The sequence below is a fragment of the Methylomonas sp. HW2-6 genome, assembly GCF_052474525.1.
On record NZ_CP184124.1, the window covers coordinates 4,088,849 to 4,111,451 of the forward strand.

Here is a 22,603-nt window from a genome sequence, read left to right on the forward strand (position 1 = left end):
TCGTCTTTCGGCCGGCGCAATTTTGCCAATTAAAGATCGAGACATTCAATTAGATGGTGGTTTTTTACTGAATTTGTCGGACTCGATGAAGGGAACCGTGACGGTCACTGTCGAACAAGGCGACCGCATTTTGGCACAGGAAAGCAAAACGATTGAGCTGCTTGCCTACAACGAATGGGGTGGTTCTGACTATATGCCCGAACTCTTGGCAGCTTTCGTCATGCCAAATGAGTCGGCAATTGACCGTGTATTGCGCGATGCGAGCTTAATATTACGCACTTCTGACAAGGCGGACGGCATTGACGGCTACCAGTCCGGCAGCCGTGAGCGGGTATGGGAAATCACCTCGGCCATCTATTCAGCTATATGTAATTTAGGTATCACCTATGCGGTACCACCCGCCAGTTTTGAGCGGAACGGTCAAAAGATCCGGCTACCCAGCCAAATTCTGGAAAACAAAATTGCAACTTGTTTAGACTCAACTCTTTTATTCGCAGCCTCACTGGAACAGGCCGGTTTAAACCCGATTTTGGCTTTACCCCAAGGCCATGCCCTAGTGGGAGTTTGGCTACAACCGGAAGAATTAACGACCATTGTCATTGATGATGCCGAAACCTTACGTAAACGAATTCAGCTTAAAGAATTAATTCTCATCGAAACCACCTGTGTCACCCAACACCCAGCCGTTGCTTTTTCAAAAGCAATAAGCAATGGTGAACAATCCATTGTTGTGGATAAAGACCACTCCTTTAATGCAGCCATTGATATTCGTCGCGCTCGAGCCCATCGCATTACGCCACTGGGACTTAAATTAGGTCAGGCGCAGCCTGAGGCGGAAAACCATTACAGTCGAATCACGCTATCACTGGAAGAAGCACCGGCACTACCGGGGTTTGATCAAAACGCTTCCAATGAATCATTGCCCGAAACACCTGCCAGCCGTTTAGAGCGTTGGCAACGCAAGTTACTCGACTTGTCGGCTCGTAATCCACTGCTAAACCACAAATCTACTAAATCCAGTTTACGTATCCTTTGCCCTGATCCCGGCTTGCTTGAAGACAAACTGGCCGAGGGCTCCAGGATTTCCATTCAATCGGTTCCACAACCCACTTCGCAAGCGCAGGACCAAACGCTGCACCAACAGCGTACCGGTGAACTGATTACCAACGAGTATAGCCGCGAGGCCCTGTCACGAAATCAGGTACTCGTGGATCTGCCAGAGCAAGAACTTGGCTTGCGTGTGGTCGATATCTACCGTAAAGCACAAGTTGCCCTTCAAGAAGGGGGCGCCAATACGCTTTATCTCGCGCTCGGATTTTTATTGTGGAAGCAAAATGACAAGGATCAGCGTCGTTTCCGCGCCCCACTAGTTTTATTGCCGGTCTCTATTGAACGCAAATCGGTGCGCAGTGGCGTCAAACTCTTTGCGCATGACGATGAGCCGCGCTTCAACACGACATTATTGGAAATGTTGCGTAAAGATTTCGAGATTGATATTCGTGGTCTGGATGGCACATTGCCCAGTGATCATAGTGGTATCGATCTGAACGGTATTTGGAATCATGTACGCCAAGCGGTTAAGGAAGCGCCGGGCTTCGAGGTGATTGAAGACGTGGTGCTTGGGCATTTTTCATTTGCCAAGTATCTGATGTGGAAAGACTTGGTCGATCGTACTGATGCACTGCGCAGCAATCCAGTGGTTAAACATCTGATCGACACGCCCCGCGAGCCGTATCCAAGTGAGATTGCATTTGTCGATCGATCGATGGTGGATCGCGAATACAAACCCTCTGATTTACTAACACCACTACCAGCGGATGCGTCACAAATGGCTGCCGTTGCCACTGCGGATCGGGGTAAAGATTTTGTAATCATTGGTCCTCCAGGAACCGGGAAGAGCCAAACCATTAGCAACTTGATTGCTCATCTACTCGGCAAAGGCAAAACTGTATTGTTTGTTTCCGAAAAAACCGCTGCATTGGAAGTGGTCTATCGCCGCCTTAAAGACGTTGATCTTGCACGGTTTTGCTTGCAATTACATTCTAATAAAGCCAGCAAATCCGATGTTCTGGATCAATTGCGTCGGTCTTGGCAGGCGCAGCATCACTCAATTGCCGAGAATTGGGAAAAAGAAGCTGAAGCGCTTCGCGAGCTTCGTGATCGCCTCAATGTAGTTGTCAATCGTTTACACACGCCCTGGCCAAATGGATTGACCGCACATTACGCCATGGGCATCAAAGTTCGAGATCATGAGCTTGCCTCAAATATCTCCTTTAACTGGCCTTCTGCCAATCAGCACGATTCTGAACGATTGGCGCAAATGCGCGAAGCCGTTGACCGCCTGCAAACGCAAGCCCGCTCCATCGGCAATCTGTTATCCGAGGAATTACAGCTTATTGCTCATGGCGATTGGTCACCACAATGGGAAGGAAACATTGTTGAACGGGCGGGACGTTTGTCCAGTGCCGTTCATGGCGTAGAACAGGCGATGGCCCAACTCTTGGAAGCAATCAATATTGCGGTTCCTGATTATTCTGTATCGCGATTAGATGCTCTGGCTGAGCTCGCTGATGTGCTCGTAAGCTCATGGCGTAAACCGGTTGCTTATGCTTTAGAACCGGATGGACTGGATTATATCGATGCACTGCATGAAGCAATCAGTCGGCTAACGGATTATTCAACGGCATTTGGGCAACTGAGTTGTCAATACGATGCCTTTACCTGGCGCAATATCGATGGTGATGAAATCGCACAGGAGTGGCAACACGCTCAATCAGTATGGTGGCCTAAGCGCTTTTGGTTGCGTAAGAGGATCATCAAACGTCTAAAACGTGCGGGCGCCAAAGGTAAACCCAATCCCGAAAAGGATGCGTTGCTACTGAAACAATTGCGGGTACATGGCGAAGCCATCGATCGACTGGATAAACTGCTGTCCCGATTCAAGGATTGGCAAGGACATTCAACGGAAGCCGACAGCCTCAAAGTTCTGTGCGAATTGGGTGAAAAAGTGCGCGTCACCACTGGCAAGCTTGCCGAAGACACCTCGACGCTCATCGAAATTCGAAGCAAAATCAGAACGCTGTTGTCTGATGGCAACGATCTCTTGATGCTGGAAGCACCTGTGGGGCGAATGGCCGATCGTTTTTCCCTGGCTCATCGCCAGTTACATGAAACGTGTCTTGAGTTCGAAGCATTGGCCGGTCAATCGATTCGCGAACATTTTGCCCAACGTCAGAAAGCGCTTGACGCCATCAAACACACGGTTGAACACATTGCTGCAAATCATGCTGAATTGCGCTCTTGGTGTGATTGGCGTAGGCGTCGCGACCAAGCAATTGCGCTGGAACTCGGCTCATTAGTAAGTTCAGTTGAGTCGGGACATGTCCTACCCAGCCAAATCAATGAGGCATTTGAAGCCGCCTATTGCAGTTGGTGGTCGAGTTGCGTCATCGGCGAAGATGAGGTTTTACGCACTTTTTCAACACCGGAACATACTGCTACGATTGAAAAATTCCGTGCAATTGACAGTACCTTTCAAAAACTGACCGCCGCTTACATTGCTGCCAAACTCTCAGGCCAATTACCTGATGCGGCCACCATACAGCGCAGCTCGTCCTGGGGTGTGTTGCAACATGAACTGCAAAAGAAAGCCCGACATAAACCCGTACGACAATTGATTCAGGAAATTCCTGAAGTATTAACGGCATTGACACCTTGCTTGATGATGTCACCGTTATCGGTTGCGCAGTACTTACCCTCAGATCAGGCTTTATTTGACGTCATTATTTTCGACGAAGCTTCGCAAATCACTGTTTGGGACGCCGTAGGCGCTTTAGCGCGCGGTCGTCAGGCGATCGTCGCTGGCGACCCAAAACAAATGCCACCAACAAACTTTTTCGCTCGAGCCGACGACGATCCCGATGGTGAAGTAGAGGTGGAAAGCGATCTGGAAAGTATTCTGGACGAACTACTGGGTGCCAGTATTCCAAAGCAAACACTCAATCTGCACTATCGATCAAAACGAGAAAGCCTGATTGCCTTTTCAAACAATCGCTATTACGGCAATGAATTAATCACATTCCCAGCGCCCGTCAATCCTGATCGTGGCGTTCGTTTAATTCGTCCCGACGGATTTTATGCCCGCGGTAAGGCGAGGCATAACGAAGGCGAAGCAAAAGCCATTGTTGCGGAAATTGTGTCCCGTTTAACGCACAACGATTTGAATGTACGCCAACAAAGCTTGGGTGTCGTCACATTTAATACCGAGCAACAGTCGCTGATTGAAGATTTACTGGACGATGCTCGCTCGAAAAACCCAGAAATCGAATGGGCGTTCTCCGCAGAGCATACGCTGGAACCGGTATTCGTCAAAAACCTTGAAACCGTGCAAGGTGATGAACGGGATGTCATTCTGTTCAGCATTACTTACGGTCCAGACCAAAGTGGACACGTCACCATGAACTTCGGTCCGCTCAATCGTACTGGAGGTGAACGACGCCTGAATGTCGCCATGACCCGAGCACGGATGGAAATGTTGGTGTTTTCTACGCTGAGCCCAGATCGCATTGATTTATCACGCACCTCGGCTCTGGCGGTTAGAGACTTGAAGCATTTTCTGGAATATGCCGATCGGGGGGCGGTTGTCCTTGGGGCTGCTGTTCATGGATCACTAGGGGATTTTGAATCGCCGTTTGAATCTGCTGTCGCTAAAGCACTACGTGAAAAAGGCTGGGAAGTTCATGCGCAAATCGGCGTCTCAGCATATCGGATTGATTTAGGCATCGTCCATCCTGAACGCCCCGGCATTTACCTTGCAGGTATCGAGTGCGATGGAGCCATGTATCACAGCTCTGCCTACGCGCGTGAACGAGATAAAATCCGCCAGTCTGTTCTAGAGAGTCTTGGTTGGACGTTAATTCGAGTATGGTCTACAGATTGGTGGACTAATCGAGAAAAATCTATAGCGATACTAAATGAAACCCTGCAAAAGCTTTTTGAACCAAATCAAGAGGGTCCAGAAAACTTAAAGCCCGCATAGTTCGGATGGATTGGTGTCTAACGATGTGCTTCGACTTACACCACCACCTTAGTTGCATGCGCCACGAACCACCTTAAATACTCCAATTCCGCATCCTCGTGCCGGCAGGCCAGGTACATGGTTTTGCTTAACGGCAGGCCGGCGAAGCGCAGGTCTGTCAGGTCCAGCTTGGCGGATTTGTCTGCCAGCAGCCATTCCGGCAGCAGGCAGACGCCGCGGCCGGCGGCGGCAAGTTGCAGCATGATGTCGGTCTCCTCGACCTGAATGTGAGCGGCGGGTTCGATGCCGGCTGGCTGCAACACCTTGCAGAACATTTCCAGCCGCTCGCGCGCCACCGGATAGGTCAGCACGGTTCAGCCGCGCAGATCGGCCGGCATGATTTCCGTGCGGCCGGCCAGGGGATGGCTGTCGGCGACGATCAACACCAGTTCGAAATCGAACAGCGTCTGGTAGCTGAGCAGGCCGTTGTTCACCGGCTCCAAGGTCAGCACCGCGTCCAGCTTGTACTGGCGGATGGCCTCGAACGACTCCGACAACCATGCGTCCGATTACTCTTCGCTAATCGGACCTACCGATCCTGAGTTTATAAACTTCAATTTTGGGATGGTTTTCTCCCCTGATGCCGCGCCGAGCACCGGAGGGTTTGGGCGTATTGGCCCGACAGGGGCGATGCAAGGATGCATCGCGTTTTCGGAGGGGCTATGGATAGCCCTTCCGAAAACCCCGTCCAAACCCTTCGGATCGCGGGACAAATCGGCAGGATAGCCGATTTGCATACATCGCACCCGAAGGGCGAGGCACATGGATGTGCCGAGTGAGCTAAGCGGCATGGGGTGTCGTTTCTTTTGGATACTTTTCTTTGGACAAGCAAAGAAAAGTATCGCGGTCGCCGGTCCGCGAACCGGCAATAAAAATCACCGTCGCGATAGCGACACATTATTCATAACGACTCCACAACCGCAAAACCTTAACTTGTTCCTCGCCGCTTAATACTTGGTAAATCAAACGATGCTGAATATTGATGCGCCGGCAATAAGCCCCAGCTAAATCGCCGACCAGTTTTTCGTAAGGCGGTGGGTTTTGAAACGGATCATTTTTTAGAACGGCTAAGAGTGGTAAGGCCTTGTCCTTCAATCCCGTCACCGCGAGTTTATGGGCGTCTTTCAGATCCCCGAAATCAACAAATCTACGGCCGCCAATATCTCGCTCCGTAATGCCGCCAACTCCGTCACCTTGGCGCCCAGATTAGTCGCGGGAATGGCCGCCATTTCCTGCACCACTAGCAGGTATTGCTGTTGTTCGTATTCAAACACCGGATTCAAATGGGTGATGGGCTTCTGCCCGGATAGGTTGATGGCAGGAACCACCAACCGGGTTTTCAACGCATCGAGAAAATCGTTCTGTACGTCGAGTAAAAAAGGATAGCGGCCCTGGGTTTGCTGATTGGTATTGCGATACAGGGTGAACTGCGCCATCAAAAACTCCGCAAGCTATCGCTGAAACAGCCCTCGGTTTCGATACGTTGGTTATAGTCTTCGATAGCTTGGCGGTTTTCCTGCAGCCATTGCTGCCGTTGCTTGTCGCGTATGGCTTCGGTCAGCGCACGCTCCAGCGTGGCGGATAAATTGATCTGCAATGCCTTGGCCTGATTTAATAACTCGCTGTTGATACTGAGATTGGCGGCTTTTTTGGGGGCAGTCGGGTTAACGGCGGGTTGCATGGCTATTCCTCGCGTATTTTTAATGCGCACAGTGTATGCGCAATCTAATGGCTTTGGCTATTCAATTTCCGAGACAAGGCCATAAGGTGCGCGCAATATAGGGTGCTGCCTTCAGGCGCACCGTTCGCGACAGAAGCGCCTCCTTGCGTCGGCACATGCTACATTATTTAGAACCGTGCCGTTGATATTGGATATTCGCAATAGTTCGGGATGTTCAATCTATTTCAGATGACATCCCAGGACTCCGCGAGCCTTCACTCCACTTACATCCGCTGGAAACTCCCATCTAACATCTAAAACTCCTCACCCTACCACCGCACCCGCATGCGCCACCAACCAACTTAAATATTCCAACTCGGCATCCTCGTGCCGGCAGGCCAGGTACATGGTTTTGCTTAACGGCAGGCCGGCGAAGCGCAGGCCGGTCAGGTTTAGCTTGGCGGATTTGTCGGCCAGCAGCCATTCCGGCAGCAGGCAGACGCCGCGGCCGGCGGCGGCCAGTTGCAGCATGATGTCGGTTTCCTCGACCTGGATGTGGGCGGCGGGTTCGATGCCGGCCGGCTGCAACACTTTGCGGAACATGTCCAGCCGCTCGCGCGCCACCGGGTAGGTCAGCACGGTTTCGCCGCGCAGATCGCCGGGCTGGATTTGCCCGCGGCCGGCCAGCGGATGGCTGTCGGCGACGATCAACACCAGCTCGAAATCGAACAGCGGCTGGTAGCTGAGCAGGCCGTTATCCACCGGGTCGGAGGTCAGCACCGCGTCCAGCTTGTACTGGCGGATGGCCTCGAACGACTCGAAGCGATAGCGCGAGGTGACTTCCACGGTCAAATCCGGCCAGGCGCGCAGATAGGGTTGCAGGATATTGCGGAACCATTCGTAGCAGGCGTGGCATTCGATGCCGATGGTGAGTTTGCCGGTTTTGCCGGCGGCCAGTTGGCTCAGGTGGTTCTCGGCGGACTCGACGGTGGCGATCACCGACTCGGCCACTTCCGACAAGTAGCGGCCGGCCTGGCTCAGCACCAGCGAGCGGCCTTGCTTGTACCACAGCGTCACGCCCAGGCGCTGTTCCAGGTTTTTGATCTGGTGCGACAGCGCCGATTGGGTCAGATGCAGGGTTTCGGCGGCGGCGCTGAGGGTGCCTTGGCGCTTCAACGCCAGCAGGATGCGCAGATGTATCAATTCCATATTGATGAGCCAGCCTCATAAATTGATGAATAATCATCGATTATCTTCATTAGAAAGCCTCTTTACAATGCCACGCCTGTTAAAACTTCAACAATAGGCGTTTATTCATGACAAAAATTCACAACTTGGGATTTCCGCGCATCGGCAAAAGCCGCGAACTGAAATTTGCGCTGGAGCGCTATTGGCGCGGCGAAATCAACGGCGGCGAACTGCTGGCGCTGAGCGCGGAACTGCGCGCGCGGCATTGGCATTTGCAGGCCGGTTGCGGCCTGGATTACTTGCCGGTCGGCGATTTTTCGTTGTACGACCACGTGCTGGACACCAGCGCCATGCTCGGCGCGGTGCCGGAACGCTTTAACTGGGCCGGCGGCGAAGTCGATCTGGAGACGTATTTCCGCATGGCGCGCGGCCGCGGCGCGGACGGGGAGGCCTGCCGCGCCCTGGAAATGACAAAGTGGTTCGACACCAATTACCACTATCTGGTGCCGGAGCTGGCCCCGGACCAAGCCTTCACGCTGTCCAGCAGCCGGCTGTTCGACGAAACCCGCGAGTTGCTGGCCCTGGGCTACCGGCCCAAGCCGGTATTGCTGGGACCGTTGAGCTGGTTGTGGCTGGCGAAAACCGCCGCGCCGTTCGAGAAACTTGAACTGCTGCCGCGCCTGTTGCCGGTGTATGCGCAAATCCTGCAACGCTTGGCGGAGCTGGGCGCGGAATGGGTGCAGATCGACGAACCGATCCTGGTTTTGGACCTGCCGGAAGACTGGCGCCAAGCCTTTGCCGCGGCTTACGCCACCTTGCAACGGCCGGCGCCGTATATCCTGCTGACAACCTACTTCGGCGGCCTGGGAGACAATGCGGCGTTGGCTTGCAGTTTGCCGGTGGCCGGCTTGCACGTCGATCTGACGCGTGGCGCCGAGCAACTGCCCGAGGTGCTGGCGAACATCGGCGACGCCAAGCTGCTGTCGCTGGGCCTGATCGACGGCCGCAACGTCTGGCGCGCCGATCTGGCGGCGGCGTTGGCGACGGTACAGCGCGCTCGGCAAGCGTTTCGCGGCCGGCTGTGGCTGGCGCCGTCCTGCTCGCTGCTGCACGTGCCCATCGATCTGGAACGGGAAACCGCGCTGGACCCGTCGGTAAAACTGTGGCTGGCGTTTGCCAAGCAAAAACTGACCGAGCTGGAACTGTTGCGGCTGGCGCTTGAAGAAGGCGTGGACGCCGCCCAACCGGAATGGGGTACGGCGCAAGCGGCGCTGGCCGACCGCCGCGCCGCCAGCCAAACGGGCAATGCCGAAGTGCGCGGCCGGCTGGCGAATACCGCGCCGAATCTGGACCGGCGCGCCAGCCCGTTTCCGGTGCGCAAAGCCTTGCAGCAACACCGGCTTAACCTGCCGGCGTTTCCGACCACCAGCATCGGCTCGTTTCCGCAAACCCCGGAAATCCGCAAGGCCCGGCAGGAATACAAACGCGGCGACCTGAGCGAAGCGGACTACCGCGCCTTCATCGAACGCCAGATCAAGCAATGCATCCGCGAACAGGAAACCTTGGGCCTGGACATGCTGGTACACGGCGAGCCGGAGCGCAACGACATGGTCGAATACTTCGGCGAACAACTGGACGGCTTTTTGTTTACCGGCCACGGCTGGGTGCAATCCTACGGCTCGCGCTGCGTCAAACCGCCGATCATCCACGCCGACGTGGCCCGGCCCCGACCGATGACGGTGGCCTGGAGCCGCTACGCCCAATACCTGACCGACCGGCCGGTGAAGGGTATGCTGACCGGACCGGTGACGCTGCTGAACTGGTCGTTCGTGCGCGACGACCAGCCCAGGGAACACACTGCCTACCAACTGGCGCTGGCGGTGCGCGACGAGGCTGCCGACCTGGACAAGGCCGGCATCCGCGCCATCCAGATCGACGAACCGGCCTTCCGCGAAGGCTTGCCGCTACGCCGCGCCGACTGGCCGGCCTATCTGGCGTGGGCAGCGCGGGCGTTTCGCATAGCCGCCTCCGGCGTGGACGACGCCACCCAGATTCACACCCACATGTGCTATTCGGAGTTTAACGACATCATCGCCGCCATCGCCGATCTGGACGCCGACGTGATTACCATCGAAACCTCGCGCTCCAACATGGAACTGCTGGAAGCCTTCGCCGATTTCCGCTACCCGAACGACATCGGCCCCGGCGTGTACGACATCCACAGCCCCAACATCCCGGCCGCCGAGGAAATGGAACAACGCCTGCGCACCGCCGCCGAACGTGTCCCGGCCGCGCAACTATGGGTCAACCCGGATTGCGGCCTGAAAACCCGGCAATGGCACGAAGTAAGGCCGGCGCTGGCCGCCATGGTCGCGGCCGCCAAGACTTTACGCGCTAGGGTGGGCTGAGTGGTCAATCGCTAAGTTTGAAATCGCCTCCCAGAAGCTTAAACGCCTTTGAAAAACAGTAATGGGTTTTTGTAGCGCTGGGGGAGGAATCAATATCGCCAGCGTACCGGATGTCCGAGGTCCGATATTCGCCGCTGGAAACTGGCTCCGCGGGTTACCCGGCTAAAGTGCGGTTTCACGCCGGGTTTTCGCGTTATCAGGCGAGATGAGGCGGAGCTGATTAACGGCGATCCGCCCCAGGGTTTGAAACGCCGCTATAGCAATACCGATATGGCGGCTTGATATAAGCGTGACGCCGAATTAGTCTCGGCCAGGACTTGTATTAGAAATTCTGCGTTGCGGCGGCGGCATAAAGTCATTTGCCGGTGCCGGACATAGGTTTGCCCCAAAACTATCGGAGGTCTCTAGCGCATTCATCCGCTTACTGTCCGGCACAAAATGGCGGCAAATCCCAATATCGCCCCGGCAAATGCGGAGTTGAAAAAACCATGGGGTTTTAGCTATCAACGATAACGGAAATTTGTAAACAATTGCCTTACCGGGCCCCAAACAAAAAAAGGGCTTGCATCGCTGCAAGCCCTTTATGTATTTGGCTCCCCCGGACGGGCTCGAACCGCCGACCTAGTGATTAACAGTCACCCGCTCTACCGACTGAGCTACAGGGGATTAATATCTTTCAACTTCTCAATAATGGCGCGCCCGGAGAGATTCGAACTCCCGACCGCTCGGTTCGTAGCCGAGTACTCTATCCAGCTGAGCTACGGGCGCTTAATTGAGCCGCCTATTATTATTTTTTTTAAACTCCGTGTCAAACTTTATTTTCTTGTTACTACTTAATAATGGCGGAGAGAGAGGGATTCGAACCCTCGATGCGCTTTTGGCACATACTCCCTTAGCAGGGGAGCGCCTTCGGCCTCTCGGCCATCTCTCCTAAAACTGCATCAACCCTCAACGCTTCCCGCTTCGGATTGTTCTTTTTTAATTCTTTCGTAAATTTCTTCTCTGTGAACCGAGATGTCTTTGGGCGCATTAACCCCAATTCTTACTTGGTTACCTTTTACCCCGAGAACCGTAACAGTCACATCGTCACCAATCATCAAGGTCTCTCCCACTCTACGAGTCAAGATAAGCATACTATCTCCCTACATTGTTAATGCGCTTGTTACTGCCACATACTCGAATCGACAATTATATTCTTTTTCCCAGAAAAGGGAAGAAAAAATACATTAGCGCTTTTATATTATCCTCGCGTTCAAACCGGAAAATTACCGCTAGTTAACCAAAGCTATCATTGCCCGGACTGACCGACACGGCACACACTCAGACTACTGGACTATCTTAATCCAAACCGAACACTTTGTCCGATACCTTTGCAACACGGAGCGAACACATGCACGCACCCCGAAACACGATAAAGCGATTACCGCACTTGTTAGCCGCGGCCCTCTTGCTAACCACACCCTGCGTGATTGCAAAAAACGCAAAGCACGATCGCGAGCACGCCCCCAAAACCATACAACACCAACCCGACGAGGGCCTGTTGAACGATAGCGAACGCGAAGCCAAACCATATCAACACTACCGATTTAGCGATGCCGATCGCCAAAGCATCCGAGAATACTACGAACAACAATACCGTAGCGCCGATTGCCCTCCTGGGCTAAAGAAAAAGCGCAATGGCTGCCTGCCTCCAGGACAGGCGAAAAAGTGGGCAATCGGCCGCCCTTTACCTAGAGACGTAGTCTATTACGAAGTACCGCCAAACCTGACCGGCCCTTCGCCGGCGGGTTACAGATTGGTTCGCGTGGCGTCCGATATTCTGATGATTGCAATCGGCAGCGGCATCGTGGTGGATGCCATCACCGATTTAAACCGAATGCGTTAAGACGCGCTTACCGGCCAGTTCGATCAGCTAATAACCGTATCCCAAATCGCGAATCTTCTTTAACTCGCCGTCTTCGAACTCCAACAGCTTTTGGAATTTTCGCCGGCCAAAGTTATAAGTCCATTCTTCGATCAACACTTCTTCGAACTGGTCGATCTCGAGCGCACCGTAGGGATGACGCAAGCGGCTACCGCGTATCGCCCGACGCTGCTCCACCGCATCGGGCTCGCCACACTTGTCCAATACTTCCGACTTGTAATCGCCGACTTGAACCAAGCGGTGTCCGCAGCGCATCGCCCAGACATCGCTTGCAGCCAGCAGGGCCAGCACGGCGAACAAAATCAGCTTGATATGCACGCGACGCCCTGTTGTTAAGGATTCACGGCGTAACTTTGCGAATAACCGCTACCTTTGCTGCAGACATTGCGGCTGGTCGGGGATTCGCAGGAAACATCGGTAAATTCGGCTTTCAATTCTCCCGCCTTGTCCGGGACGAAATAAAACCGGAAATTGGGGTCCGCGCTGATGGCGATGTCTATCTTGGCGTTTAGTACCGGTTTATTGTTGAACGTGACTTTCAATTGGTCGATGAAATGCGACTTCCGGATAAAACGCGTCATCTGGTCCATCTGCATCCCGGTCAAATTGGGATGGCTGATCATCAACTGGGTCTGCGCCGGCTGGCCGGCTTGGAAGCCGTCGTCGATTCTGAACTTGACCTTACCTAAGCGCTTCATCGCCTCGTCGAGGTCGGCGCCTATCGGCGCGGAGCAACCGCCGCTGGCTTTGACGAATTTTTTGGTCATGGTCAATTTGCCGTCGTTGGTTTCGGCGATGGCCCGGATATTACTGTAAGTGTTCACCCGTATCCGCATCGCCAAGTCGGCCTTGCCGCTTTCCGGAAAAAACTCGAATTCGCCGACGAACGGAAACGGGTTCTTATCGACAAACAACCAGACTTTGCGGATATATTTGTCTTTGCTCTGCGGGAACTTGCTGACCACCTTGACCGGCACGATCGCCGGATCCTCCGCCCGGTAAGGCGCATCCAATTCGATCACGGCGCTGTTCTCCTCGATCGCTTTGCCGGAGAAAAACTGGCTTTTCAAAACCGTACTCCAGGTTTCATCGTCGCCTTCGGCACGAGCGCCGGGCGCGGCCAGCACCATCGCCACGCTCAAACACACTATCTGTACAAACTTATGCATGCCTCAATCTCCCGATAGATTTAATCTTCCCATTCCAGCTCGGCGAACGCCGTCGTCACGTTCTTGCGATGGAATTGCTCGAATAACTGCCAGCGGTTTTTAGCGGTTAGGCCGACCTGCTCCACCGCCTGCTCCAAGGTCTTACCCTGCTTGACCATGGCGCGGATCTCGGTAGCCAGCTCCGACAAATAGGCTTTCTCCGGCAACATTGCCGCCGGCCAGTCTTTAACCAGACGCCCATGCCCCGGAATCACCAGCTTATAGCTATTTTTCTGCAGTTTCTCCAATTCGGCGAGCCAACCCTTGATGCTACCGTCGATGACCGGGATGTGTTCCAGAAACAATAAATCCGCCAACCAAAGCGTATCGGTCGTTTTATCGTAAACGCTCAAATCGTTATCGGTGTGGGCACTGGGATGAGCCGTCAACAGCAATTCTCGATTCCCCAAATTCAACGTCATGGTCTGCTTGACTTGCAAATCCGGCGGCACGATATTGTCCTGGTTGACGTGAATGTCCAACAATTCGGCGGCCCGGCTCAAGTAATGGTCGCCGCGGGCGGCCATGGCCCGAGCCAGTTTATGGTGGCCGACGAATTGCACCCCCGCCTCTTTAAAAGCCCGATTACCGTAAATATGATCGGGATGCACGTGGGTATTGATGACATAACACACCGGCTTTGCCGTGGCTTGCTTGATCGCATTGCGCAAGGCGATGCCCTGCTGCGGGCTACCGCCGCTGTCGATCACCGCGACGCAACGGTCGCCGACAATGAACCCGATGTTGGCGATTTCGCCATGGTTTTCGCGGTCCGGCCAGTGATGTTCCGATAGATGCAGATAAATGCCGGGAGCTACTTGCTCCACTTTCAACAAAGGCGCAGCGTGAGTCGCAAAACTCAAGGCCATCCCGCAAATGAGCTCAAACCACCTCATACCGCGAGCTCCTGACCGGCCAGCCGCTTAAAAAACTCGGTTTCGGAAATAATATCGCGGTTGGTTTCCACTCGATCCAAGTAAACCAAGCCTTGCAAATGGTCGAACTCGTGTTGGAACACCCTTGCCGGGAAATCGGCCAACGTCAAACGGCGAGGCAATCCTGATTCGTCGCAGAACTCCACGGCAACCGCGCGGTAACGCGGCACCAAGGCCCTGACGCCGGGCACACTCAAACAGCCCTCCCAATCTTTGACCATCATGGTGTCCACCACGTCGAAACTCGGATTAATCATTATCACCGGCGCCATTTCCGGCGCCAGCGGATAGCGGGCAGTCGGTCGCGAGGCCACGATGACAACTCGCTTGGACTCGCCCAATTGCGGCGCGGCAATGCCGACACCGTTGGCGGCCAGCATGGCACTTCGCATATTTTCGATAAGTTCGTGGAACTCGCGGGTGTTAAAGTCGTCAACTGGCGCGGCCTGTTGACGCAACACTTCGGCCCCCAACTGTTGTATTGGTCTGTTTTCAGTCATAACTGCGACGAATATGGTCTCGGCATCCGATGGATCAGCAATTTTACCGGCCCAAGTATACTGCTGTTAACGGCAATCCACTCGTCTTTACTTTGCAGGGCTTTTTTGTGATATTACCGAAGAGCCCGAGCCGTAAGGTCGAGTTTCCGGCTAACAGCCATCCAATAAAGACAAGCTTTACCACTGGAGATACTATGAAAAAATTAAGCAAAACCCCGTTAGCCGTAGCGATGGGCGCCAGTTTACTGCCCACTCTGGCCGGCGGCATTGCGCAAGCCGACAGCAACCCGTTTGCGTTGTCAGAATTGAGTTCGGGTTATATGGTGACTGCCGAAGCCAAACCTGAAGCCGGCGCCGACAAGATGAAAGACGGCGCCTGCGGCGAAGGCAAATGCGGCGCGGCAATGATGAAAAAAAGCACTGACACTAAAGCCGCTACCGAAGGCAAATGCGCCGGCAACAAACCCGCACCGGCCGCCGACAAAGCTGCGGAAGGCAAAAAAATGGAAGGAAACTGCGGCGCCAACATGAAATAAGCGCCGGCGGCGCCGGTCTGTTCTCGCCGGCGCCTTAATCGTTCAAACCGAAAAACTTTCCCCGCAGCCGCAGGTCGCTTTGACGTTGGGATTGCTGAATTTGAAGGCTTCATTGAAACCTTCCTTAGCATAATCCAACTGAATACCGGCCAATTTATCCAAATCCGCCTGCTTCACCAGCACCTTTACCTCGTGTTGGTCGAACACCACGTCATCGTCCTCGGCCTGGTCGGCGTAATCCAGTACATAAGCGTAACCGGAACAACCCGACGCTTTGACTCCCAAGCGTAAGCCCACACCCGAACCGCGCTTTTGCAATTGTTTTTGAATCTGCCTTGCGGCGCTCTCTGTCACGATAATGCTCATTGAATTAAATCTCCTGATGTCTTTCCAGCGAGGCGTTCAACACCTCGACAAAGCGATCGATCTCGGTTTCGGTATTATCCTTGCCCAAACTGACCCGTATCGCCGATTTGGCCAAATCGGGTGCTATGCCCATGGCCGCCAAAACCGGGCTGATTTCGCCGGACGCCGCAGAACAGGCCGAGCCACTGGATACGGCAATATTGTGCTGATCCAATTGCATCAACAGCATTTCGCCATTTAGTCCGGCCACCCCGAATTGCACGGTGTTCGGCAATCGCTCCGCCGTTTCGGCGAAAATCACCAAACCCCGTATCGTCTTTAAACGCTGTTCCAGCCGCTGCCGCAACTTCGCGAGTTTGGCCGAACGTGCATCCATCTCCGCTTTCGCCAATTCAGCCGCCTTGCCAAAACCGACGATGGCCGCGACATTTTCGGTACCAGCCCGCCAACCGTATTCCTGGTCGCCGCCGCGCTGCAACGGACTGAGATTGAAATCTTCGGCGACGACCAAAGCCCCGCAACCTTTAGGCCCATAGATTTTGTGGCTGGACACCGATAACAGGGCGACGCCAAGCTGCCTGAACGATAACGGCACTTTACCCAACACCTGCACTGCATCGGTATGGACGTTGACGCCGAAACCGCTCAGCCGCTGCACCGCCTCGGCCACCGGCTGCACAGCTCCGGTTTCGTTATTGGCCAGCATCAATGACAGAAAATCACCCAGCTGCCAATCCAAACCCAACAAACTCTCGACTGAGACCTGACCATTGCTAGCGACAGCCACGCGGCGTAAGTCGCAATACGCCGACCTGTTGGCCGCGGCATTCTCGAATACCGACGGATGCTCTATCGCCGAAATCGTCAAGCGCCTGCCGCGGGCACTGGTCAAAGCCAGGGCATTGGCTTCGGTACCGCCGCTGGTAAATACGATGCGCTCTGCGGGTGCATCGAGCAGTGCAGCCAATTGCTCTCTGGCGGTATCGACCGCAGTGCGGGCGAAACGCCCGAGCTTATAAAGACTGGAAGGATTGCCGTACATGGCACCCAAATAAGGCACCATGGCCTCCACCACGCGCTCGTCACACCGCGTAGTGGCGTTGTGATCGAAATAGATCATTAAGCGCTACGTTTTTCCTGGCGTGTCTGCAATTCGATGACGTGTTCGATTTGCCGGCCCTGGCGTTTGGCGACGTCGCTGACGAATTCACGTTCCAACAACTGCCCCAGACTGATTTCTTTCAAATAGGCCCGAATCTGTTCGCTCAGCCCCATCCACAAGTCGTGAGTCAGACACGGCTGGTCGTTGTGGCAATTGGCTTTGCCGCCGCACTTGGTCGAATCGACCGGCTCGTCGACGGCTTCGATGATATCGGCAATATTGATGTCGCGGGCGCCGCGGCTCAGTGTGTAGCCGCCGCCCGGGCCTCTAACCCCTTTGACCATACCGGCTTTACGCAAGCGGGCGAACAATTGTTCCAGGTAGGACAGCGAAATGGTTTGCCGAGTCGCAATGTCGGTCAACGTGACTGGATTGGACTGGCTGTGGTAAGCCAAATCCAACATCGCAGTAACCGCGTAACGCCCTTTTGTCGTGAGCCGCATGCCAAACCCCTTAATAAACTAATGAAAATGAAGCCGACTATAAATAAACCCACTAAATTGGTCAAGTATTTGTCTGCAAGACGGTTTGTAGCTTTGCTTAAGCCCCGACTGCACTGTCGGGCAAGGTGGTTGGGACTAGGGTTGATCCTTGATTTCGCAATCGTCCAGCTTCGGCACTTGATGGCGGCGGCAATCGATACCGGCGTCGCTCAAGACTTTCTGCATTTCATCCAACTGCTGATCCAGATGGTGGATATGATCCAACATCAAATTGATGGCATTGGCAATCGGGTCCGGCATGTCGGCGGTCGCGCCGTAAGCATCGAAACCGATTTTTTGCGCCATCGCATCGCGCCGCGCCTTATCCTGCCTGGTCTTGGCATCGACGATATGCGCCGGAATACCGACCACCGTGACGCCGGGCGGCACCGGTTTCACCACCACCGAGTTAGATCCGACCCTGGCGCCGTCGCCGATTTCGATCGGCCCCAACACCTTGGCGCCAGCCCCGATCACAACGCCGTTGCCCAAGGTCGGGTGGCGCTTGCCTTTGTCCCAACTGGTGCCGCCCAGCGTGACGCTGTGGTACAACGTGCAATCGTCGCCGATGACCGCGGTTTCGCCGATGACGACGCCCATGCCGTGGTCGATGAAAAAGCGGCGGCCGATCTCCGCACCGGGGTGAATTTCGATTCCGGTCAACCAGCGGCCAAGGAAGGAAACGTAGCGCGCCGCCCAGCGAAAACCGCGCAACCACAAAGCATGACTGAGACGGTGAATCAATACCGCATGGAAACCGGGATAGGTAGTGACGACTTCGAACACCGATTGAGCGGCGGGATCGCGCGCGAACACGCACTGGATATCTTCTTTTAGTCGAGAGAACATATGCCTACTTGGTATTATGGTTTTGCGAGAACCGCAGAATACCCCGCAGAATATCCAGCTCCTTGGTATCCAGCTGAGTCCGGTTGAAAATCCGACGCAGTCGCCGCATGATCGACCGAGAACGCTCGGGATGCAAGAAACCAATATCGGCCATGGTCTGCTCCAGATGTTCGTAGAACGCTTCCATTTGCGCCACCGTTGCCAGAGGCACTTCGCCGCGGTCGCCGATCGTACTGGCGGATGACTGCCCCGAGGCCAAAAACAGCTCGTAACATACTACTTGCACCGCCGCCGCCAGATTCAACGAACTGTATTCCGGATTGCATGGAATTCGCAAAAGGTAATGGCATAAATCCAGTTCGTGGTTTTTCAAGCCGGAATTTTCCCGGCCGAATACCAAAGCGATATTCGGCCGCGCAACGTCGCCGGCTACCGCCCAGGTTTCGGCGGCCTCGCGCGCGCTCACGCTAGGCCAACTGATGGTTCTGTCCCTGGCACTGGCACCCAGGACAATCTGGCAATCGGCCAAAGCATCCGCCAGCGAGCTGAAACAACCGGCATGGCGCAACACATCGTCGGCTCCGGAAGCCCTGGCGGTGGCGTCGGCATGGGGAAAGTATTTGGGCGAGACCAATCGCAACTGGTCCATACCCATATTTTTCATGGCGCGCGCTACGGCGCCGATGTTGCCGGGGTGGGAAGTCTCCACCAAAACCACTTTGAAATTAGACAGCAATGCCCACCTGCCGCGGTTAAAAAGCCGCGATTCTAACAAAATTTGCTATTCTATCGAGGTTTTCCAACTGCTCATTTTCAATTCGACTATGCATCCAATGCTCAACATAGCCGTCCGCGCAGCGCGGAACGCCGGCGATCTGATCCAACGCTCCTCACTCAATATCGAAAAGCTCACCGTAGACCAAAAAAGCCGCAACGACTACGCCTCCGAAGTCGACCGGGCAGCCGAGCAGGAAATCATCAAAGTCATTCGCACCGCATTCCCCGACCACGGCATCCTGGCGGAAGAAAGCGGCGAGGCCAAAGGCAACGATTACACTTGGATTATCGACCCGTTAGACGGCACCACCAATTTCCTACACGGTTTCCCTCACTATGCCGTTTCGATCGCCTTGAAAAACAAGAATAAATTGGAGATCGGCGTTATTTACGACCCGACCCGCGACGAACTGTTCACGGCCGAACGCGGCGGCGGCGCAATGCTGAACAATCGGCGCATTCGGGTTACCAAACAGAACACGATGCGCGGCGCGTTGATCGGTACCGGCTTCCCGTTCAAGACCATGGAGAACATCGAACCTTACCTCGGCATGTTCAAGGCAGTATGCGCCGACGCCGCCGGCATTCGCCGCGCCGGAGCCGCCGCGCTGGACATGGCTTATGTGGCCTGCGGCCGACTGGACGCTTACTGGGAGATCGGCGTCAAAGAATGGGACATTGCCGCCGGCGTGTTGCTGGTGCAGGAAGCCGGCGGAGTCGCAACCGACTTTTCTTTTAACGACAAATATTTACAGTCCGGCAACATCATCACCGGCAACCCGAAGATGCACCAATTAATGTATCAAATCATCGAGCCGCATGTCCCAGCCCGCTTGAAATAAGGCGCAATTCTGCAATTAGCCTAAAATTGTTATCGTTTCGCCTTTTCTTTTATACTTACCGGCTAATCAAAAATTAAGAGGCCACCATGGAAAAACCCTTTATCCTACACATGCTGACTACAGCCAAAAACCTGAGCCCGTTCGACGTCAATATGGCGATGGATGCTGGCTGGATTTCAGCGGTGCCGTATATCAACGTCGAACCGAGCGAAGTCCGGGGTTTGGTTCAAGACGCTATTTTCTCGCGTAGCCCGAAAGGCTTGTTACGCACCGCCATTTTCATCGGGGGCCGCGAAACCAAACAAGCCATGGACATGCTGAAAATGGCGAAAAATTCCATGGTTCCGCCATTTGAAGTTTCGGTTTTCGCTGACCCCAGCGGGGCATTCACCACTGCTGCCGGCATGGTAGCAGCGGTCGAAAAAGAATTGGCCGAAAAATTCGGCACAACGTTGGAAGGCAAGAATGTTCTGGCATTGGGCGGCACCGGCCCGGTCGGCCAAGCTGCAGCGGTGATCGCCGCCCAGGCCGGCGCCAACGTTCGCATTATCGGCCGCCAACTGGATAGAGCCGAGCGCACCGCGGAGTTGTGCAGCGAAGAATTCGGTGACGGCAAAATCTCGATTGCCGCCGGTGCAGATTCCGACAAAGCCGAGTACATCAAAACCGCCGACGTCGTCTTTGCTACCGGTGCCGCCGGTATCGAACTGCTCAGTGCCGAAATGATCGCGAGCGCTCCGCAACTGAAAGTCGCGGCCGACGTCAACGCGGTCCCACCGTCCGGTATTGCCGGCGTCGACGCCTTCGACAACGGCAAACCGATTGCCGGTTCGGTCAGCGGCGCAGTCGGCATTGGCGCATTGGCGATCGGCAACATCAAGTACCAGGCGCAAAGCCGCTTGCTGAAACGTATGCTGGAAAGCGATCAAGCGCTGTTTTTGCACTTCGAGCATGCTTTCGAAGTCGCGCGCGAGTTTATCAAATCCAGCAAGTAACCGACTCCAATCCAGTCCGCCACTATTACAGGGTAAGGTACCAATGCCAAAACGTAGCATACTCCACATGTTCGACCCGATGCCAAACAATAGTCCGTTTGACATCAACATGGCGTTAGACGCCGGTTTCGATGTGCTCATTCCTTACGCCAACGTCAAACTGGAGAACATACCCAACCTGACCCAGGATGCGGTGTTCTCACGGAGTCCGGCCGGCAACAAAAGTACCGCCCTGTTCATCGGCGGCCGCGATATGGGATTGGCTATCGATATGCTGCAAGCCACCAAACCTGCCATGGTCCCGCCGTTTCAAGTATCGGTATTTGCCGATCCCAGCGGCGCTTGCACCACCGCCGCCGCACTAGTGGCGTGCGTGGAAAAGGCGTTGAGAGATCACCACGGACTGGAGTTGAAAGGTTTGAAAACACTGGTGTTCGGCGGGACCGGTCCGGTAGGGATCGCAACCGGAGTGATCGCGTCGTTGCAAGGCGCGGAAACCTTGCTGGTAGACCATTTGTCAGTCGAGACCGCCAAGGATGCCGCCAAACAATACAACCGGCGTTTTGGCTCCAGCATGGGAGCAGCTGTGGCACGCAACGACGAAGAGAAATCCGAATTGATCGCCGACGCAGACATCGTGTTCTGCACTGCAAAAGCCGGGATTCGGGTTATCAGCTCGGCCGTACTGGCGCACGCCAAACAACTCAAAGTTGCCGGCGACGTCAATGCGGTACCGCCGCTGGGCATCGAAGGGATCGAACTGAACGATTTTGCCGCCCCGCTTACGCTAGCGACCTTGTCGCCGAAAGCGGTAGGTGTTGGCGCTCTGGCCGTAGGCAATATCAAGTATCAATTGCAACACGAGCTGTTGAAACTGATGCTGGAGACCGAAAAACCGGTCTTTCTGGACTTCCGCGAAGCTTTCGTCAAAGCGCGCACGCTGGTTTAGCACCGGACCTGACAAGGGCTGGACTGATAGTTCGGCCCTCGCGCGCCATCACACCGCATCCAAATAATTGAATTTCACCGCCAATCTGGTCAACTCCACGTCATTTTTAATCTGGAGCTTGCGGTAAACCCGGTAACGGTAGGTGTTGATCGTCTTGTCGCTCAAAGCCAGTGCTTCCGACATTTCCTGAATGCTTTTCCCGTTCAGAATCATCCGTACCACTTCGGCCTCGCGCTGGGACAGCTGTAAAAACGGTGAAACGTCGGCGCCCGGCAAAAATTGAAACGCCAAATTGCTGGCCACGTCCTGGCACAAATAACGTTTTCCGGACATCACGGTTTTAATTGCTGCGACCATTTCGTTAACCGGCGAAGCTTTCGAAACGAAACCGACCACCCCCAATTTCAATAACTGTTGCGGAATCGGCCCGTCGTTATGGACCGATAACGCAATAATCTTGGCATTGGGCTGAGTTTGCAAAATCCGCCGGCACGCCTCGAACCCGCCCATCCCCGGCATATTGATATCCATCAAAACCACGTCCGGCGGATTCTGAGCGACGATTGGCAACGCCTGTTCACCGCTATTGCATACGCCAACCACGGAGATATCCTTCTCCGCCGCCAGCAGCGCCTCGATACCGCTCCTGACCAATTCATGGTCGTCCACGAGTAATACTTTAATCATAACTTCCTTTGCAACGATCTTTATCCGCTCAAGTTTCCCAAATTTCCTGTCCAACGGC

General features: G+C 54.6%; 22 protein-coding genes, 3 tRNA genes and 1 pseudogene. 7 read left to right on the forward strand and 19 right to left on the reverse strand.

What is annotated here, in order from left to right:
- The first annotated feature begins 22 nt into the window (after positions 1–22).
- A complete protein-coding gene (locus tag ACH518_RS19555) occupies positions 23–5,038 on the forward strand; it encodes a DUF4011 domain-containing protein (RefSeq protein WP_445371312.1) in 5,016 nt (1,671 codons plus the stop codon).
- A gap of 35 nt (positions 5,039–5,073) precedes the next feature.
- Here ACH518_RS19555 and ACH518_RS19560 read toward each other — a convergent pair.
- The 5 genes and pseudogenes from ACH518_RS19560 to ACH518_RS19580 form a co-directional block, all read right to left on the reverse strand.
- Positions 5,074–5,574 (reverse strand): annotated as a pseudogene (locus ACH518_RS19560) (LysR substrate-binding domain-containing protein).
- A 400-nt stretch (positions 5,575–5,974) separates the two neighbouring features.
- Entirely contained in the window at positions 5,975–6,253 is a 279-nt protein-coding gene (locus ACH518_RS19565; protein ID WP_445373021.1) for a Txe/YoeB family addiction module toxin, read from the reverse strand.
- Positions 6,202–6,513, reverse strand: coding sequence for a CcdB family protein (locus ACH518_RS19570; RefSeq protein WP_445371313.1), 312 nt, complete (start codon positions 6,511–6,513; stop codon positions 6,202–6,204). Before ACH518_RS19570 ends, ACH518_RS19565 begins: the two co-directional genes overlap by 52 nt.
- Positions 6,513–6,758: a type II toxin-antitoxin system CcdA family antitoxin gene (locus ACH518_RS19575; protein WP_278211096.1), complete on the reverse strand. Its 246-nt coding sequence runs from the start codon at positions 6,756–6,758 to the stop codon at positions 6,513–6,515. The genes ACH518_RS19570 and ACH518_RS19575 overlap by 1 nt, the downstream gene beginning before the upstream one ends.
- Before the next feature lie 303 nt (positions 6,759–7,061).
- On the reverse strand, positions 7,062–7,946 hold the full coding sequence (locus ACH518_RS19580; protein ID WP_445371314.1) for a LysR family transcriptional regulator: 885 nt from the start codon (positions 7,944–7,946) through the stop codon (positions 7,062–7,064).
- Between the two features lie 107 nt (positions 7,947–8,053).
- On the opposite strand from ACH518_RS19580, the gene metE reads away from it, so the two are divergent.
- On the forward strand, positions 8,054–10,333 hold the full coding sequence (gene metE / locus ACH518_RS19585; RefSeq protein ID WP_445371315.1) for a 5-methyltetrahydropteroyltriglutamate--homocysteine S-methyltransferase: 2,280 nt from the start codon (positions 8,054–8,056) through the stop codon (positions 10,331–10,333).
- Between the two features lie 590 nt (positions 10,334–10,923).
- On the opposite strand, the gene ACH518_RS19590 is transcribed toward metE, so the two are convergent.
- From ACH518_RS19590 to csrA, 4 genes are all read right to left on the reverse strand, one after another.
- Positions 10,924–10,999, reverse strand: a tRNA-Asn gene (locus tag ACH518_RS19590).
- 25 nt (positions 11,000–11,024) lie between these two features.
- Positions 11,025–11,101 (reverse strand) — tRNA-Arg (locus ACH518_RS19595).
- A 72-nt stretch (positions 11,102–11,173) separates the two neighbouring features.
- A tRNA-Ser gene (locus tag ACH518_RS19600) sits at positions 11,174–11,264 on the reverse strand.
- A gap of 10 nt (positions 11,265–11,274) precedes the next feature.
- On the reverse strand, positions 11,275–11,466 hold the full coding sequence (csrA, locus tag ACH518_RS19605) for a carbon storage regulator CsrA (RefSeq protein ID WP_054758195.1): 192 nt from the start codon (positions 11,464–11,466) through the stop codon (positions 11,275–11,277).
- A gap of 257 nt (positions 11,467–11,723) precedes the next feature.
- On the opposite strand from csrA, the gene ACH518_RS19610 reads away from it, so the two are divergent.
- Complete coding sequence (locus ACH518_RS19610; protein ID WP_445371316.1) at positions 11,724–12,218, forward strand: hypothetical protein; 495 nt, start codon at positions 11,724–11,726, stop codon at positions 12,216–12,218.
- A 27-nt stretch (positions 12,219–12,245) separates the two neighbouring features.
- On the opposite strand, the gene ACH518_RS19615 is transcribed toward ACH518_RS19610, so the two are convergent.
- From ACH518_RS19615 to def, 4 genes are read right to left on the reverse strand one after another with little or no spacing between them, the layout of a single operon-like run.
- Positions 12,246–12,575, reverse strand: a complete 330-nt coding sequence (locus tag ACH518_RS19615; protein WP_260839186.1) for a DUF2845 domain-containing protein — start codon at positions 12,573–12,575, stop codon at positions 12,246–12,248.
- A gap of 14 nt (positions 12,576–12,589) precedes the next feature.
- The gene (locus ACH518_RS19620) at positions 12,590–13,426 is read right to left on the reverse strand and encodes a quinoprotein dehydrogenase-associated SoxYZ-like carrier (protein ID WP_445371317.1); all 837 of its coding nucleotides are present in this window, start codon (positions 13,424–13,426) and stop codon (positions 12,590–12,592) included.
- A 20-nt stretch (positions 13,427–13,446) separates the two neighbouring features.
- Entirely contained in the window at positions 13,447–14,361 is a 915-nt protein-coding gene (locus ACH518_RS19625; RefSeq protein ID WP_445371318.1) for a quinoprotein relay system zinc metallohydrolase 2, read from the reverse strand.
- Positions 14,358–14,900: a peptide deformylase gene (gene def, locus ACH518_RS19630; RefSeq protein ID WP_445371319.1), complete on the reverse strand. Its 543-nt coding sequence runs from the start codon at positions 14,898–14,900 to the stop codon at positions 14,358–14,360. Before def ends, ACH518_RS19625 begins: the two co-directional genes overlap by 4 nt.
- Positions 14,901–15,094: 194 nt before the next feature.
- On the opposite strand from def, the gene ACH518_RS19635 reads away from it, so the two are divergent.
- Positions 15,095–15,436, forward strand: coding sequence for a hypothetical protein (locus tag ACH518_RS19635; protein WP_140910950.1), 342 nt, complete (start codon positions 15,095–15,097; stop codon positions 15,434–15,436).
- A gap of 42 nt (positions 15,437–15,478) precedes the next feature.
- Here ACH518_RS19635 and ACH518_RS19640 read toward each other — a convergent pair whose 3' ends face one another.
- From ACH518_RS19640 to ACH518_RS19660, 5 genes are all read right to left on the reverse strand, one after another.
- A complete protein-coding gene (locus ACH518_RS19640) occupies positions 15,479–15,802 on the reverse strand; it encodes a HesB/IscA family protein (RefSeq protein WP_445371320.1) in 324 nt (107 codons plus the stop codon).
- 4 nt (positions 15,803–15,806) lie between these two features.
- Positions 15,807–16,922 (reverse strand): cysteine desulfurase family protein, encoded by a 1,116-nt coding sequence (locus ACH518_RS19645; protein ID WP_445371321.1) that lies wholly within the window; start codon positions 16,920–16,922, stop codon positions 15,807–15,809.
- The gene (gene iscR, locus ACH518_RS19650; RefSeq protein ID WP_140910947.1) at positions 16,922–17,407 is read right to left on the reverse strand and encodes a Fe-S cluster assembly transcriptional regulator IscR; all 486 of its coding nucleotides are present in this window, start codon (positions 17,405–17,407) and stop codon (positions 16,922–16,924) included. The genes ACH518_RS19645 and iscR overlap by 1 nt, the downstream gene beginning before the upstream one ends.
- Positions 17,408–17,542: 135 nt before the next feature.
- Positions 17,543–18,295, reverse strand: coding sequence for a serine O-acetyltransferase (gene cysE / locus ACH518_RS19655; protein WP_140910946.1), 753 nt, complete (start codon positions 18,293–18,295; stop codon positions 17,543–17,545).
- A gap of 4 nt (positions 18,296–18,299) precedes the next feature.
- Positions 18,300–19,031, reverse strand: coding sequence for an RNA methyltransferase (locus tag ACH518_RS19660; RefSeq protein WP_445371322.1), 732 nt, complete (start codon positions 19,029–19,031; stop codon positions 18,300–18,302).
- 88 nt (positions 19,032–19,119) lie between these two features.
- Between ACH518_RS19660 and ACH518_RS19665 the strand changes: the two genes are divergently transcribed.
- The 3 genes from ACH518_RS19665 to ACH518_RS19675 all read left to right on the forward strand — a co-directional run bounded on the left by ACH518_RS19665 (position 19,120) and on the right by ACH518_RS19675 (position 21,858).
- On the forward strand, positions 19,120–19,914 hold the full coding sequence (locus tag ACH518_RS19665; RefSeq protein WP_256609863.1) for an inositol monophosphatase family protein: 795 nt from the start codon (positions 19,120–19,122) through the stop codon (positions 19,912–19,914).
- Positions 19,915–20,000: 86 nt separating this feature from the next.
- Positions 20,001–20,909: an NAD(P)-dependent methylenetetrahydromethanopterin dehydrogenase gene (locus ACH518_RS19670; protein ID WP_140910943.1), complete on the forward strand. Its 909-nt coding sequence runs from the start codon at positions 20,001–20,003 to the stop codon at positions 20,907–20,909.
- Positions 20,910–20,952: 43 nt separating this feature from the next.
- Positions 20,953–21,858: an NAD(P)-dependent methylenetetrahydromethanopterin dehydrogenase gene (locus ACH518_RS19675; protein WP_278210998.1), complete on the forward strand. Its 906-nt coding sequence runs from the start codon at positions 20,953–20,955 to the stop codon at positions 21,856–21,858.
- Between the two features lie 48 nt (positions 21,859–21,906).
- On the opposite strand, the gene ACH518_RS19680 is transcribed toward ACH518_RS19675, so the two are convergent.
- The gene (locus tag ACH518_RS19680; RefSeq protein WP_140910941.1) at positions 21,907–22,545 is read right to left on the reverse strand and encodes a response regulator; all 639 of its coding nucleotides are present in this window, start codon (positions 22,543–22,545) and stop codon (positions 21,907–21,909) included.
- Positions 22,546–22,603 lie beyond the last annotated feature (58 nt).

Coding starts and splice junctions, on each gene's coding strand:
- ACH518_RS19575 (WP_278211096.1), bottom strand. CDS start 6,758: ATGCAACCCGCCGTTAACCCGACTGCCCCCAAAAAAGCCGCCAATCTC.
- ACH518_RS19675 (WP_278210998.1), top strand. CDS start 20,953: ATGCCAAAACGTAGCATACTCCACATGTTCGACCCGATGCCAAACAAT.
- ACH518_RS19665 (WP_256609863.1), top strand. CDS start 19,120: ATGCATCCAATGCTCAACATAGCCGTCCGCGCAGCGCGGAACGCCGGC.
- metE (WP_445371315.1), top strand. CDS start 8,054: ATGACAAAAATTCACAACTTGGGATTTCCGCGCATCGGCAAAAGCCGC.
- iscR (WP_140910947.1), bottom strand. CDS start 17,407: ATGCGGCTCACGACAAAAGGGCGTTACGCGGTTACTGCGATGTTGGAT.
- def (WP_445371319.1), bottom strand. CDS start 14,900: ATGACTGAAAACAGACCAATACAACAGTTGGGGGCCGAAGTGTTGCGT.
- ACH518_RS19635 (WP_140910950.1), top strand. CDS start 15,095: ATGAAAAAATTAAGCAAAACCCCGTTAGCCGTAGCGATGGGCGCCAGT.
- csrA (WP_054758195.1), bottom strand. CDS start 11,466: ATGCTTATCTTGACTCGTAGAGTGGGAGAGACCTTGATGATTGGTGAC.
- ACH518_RS19645 (WP_445371321.1), bottom strand. CDS start 16,922: ATGATCTATTTCGATCACAACGCCACTACGCGGTGTGACGAGCGCGTG.
- ACH518_RS19640 (WP_445371320.1), bottom strand. CDS start 15,802: ATGAGCATTATCGTGACAGAGAGCGCCGCAAGGCAGATTCAAAAACAA.
- ACH518_RS19610 (WP_445371316.1), top strand. CDS start 11,724: ATGCACGCACCCCGAAACACGATAAAGCGATTACCGCACTTGTTAGCC.
- ACH518_RS19570 (WP_445371313.1), bottom strand. CDS start 6,513: ATGGCGCAGTTCACCCTGTATCGCAATACCAATCAGCAAACCCAGGGC.
- ACH518_RS19580 (WP_445371314.1), bottom strand. CDS start 7,946: ATGGAATTGATACATCTGCGCATCCTGCTGGCGTTGAAGCGCCAAGGC.
- ACH518_RS19625 (WP_445371318.1), bottom strand. CDS start 14,361: ATGAGGTGGTTTGAGCTCATTTGCGGGATGGCCTTGAGTTTTGCGACT.
- cysE (WP_140910946.1), bottom strand. CDS start 18,295: ATGTTCTCTCGACTAAAAGAAGATATCCAGTGCGTGTTCGCGCGCGAT.
- ACH518_RS19670 (WP_140910943.1), top strand. CDS start 20,001: ATGGAAAAACCCTTTATCCTACACATGCTGACTACAGCCAAAAACCTG.
- ACH518_RS19620 (WP_445371317.1), bottom strand. CDS start 13,426: ATGCATAAGTTTGTACAGATAGTGTGTTTGAGCGTGGCGATGGTGCTG.
- ACH518_RS19680 (WP_140910941.1), bottom strand. CDS start 22,545: ATGATTAAAGTATTACTCGTGGACGACCATGAATTGGTCAGGAGCGGT.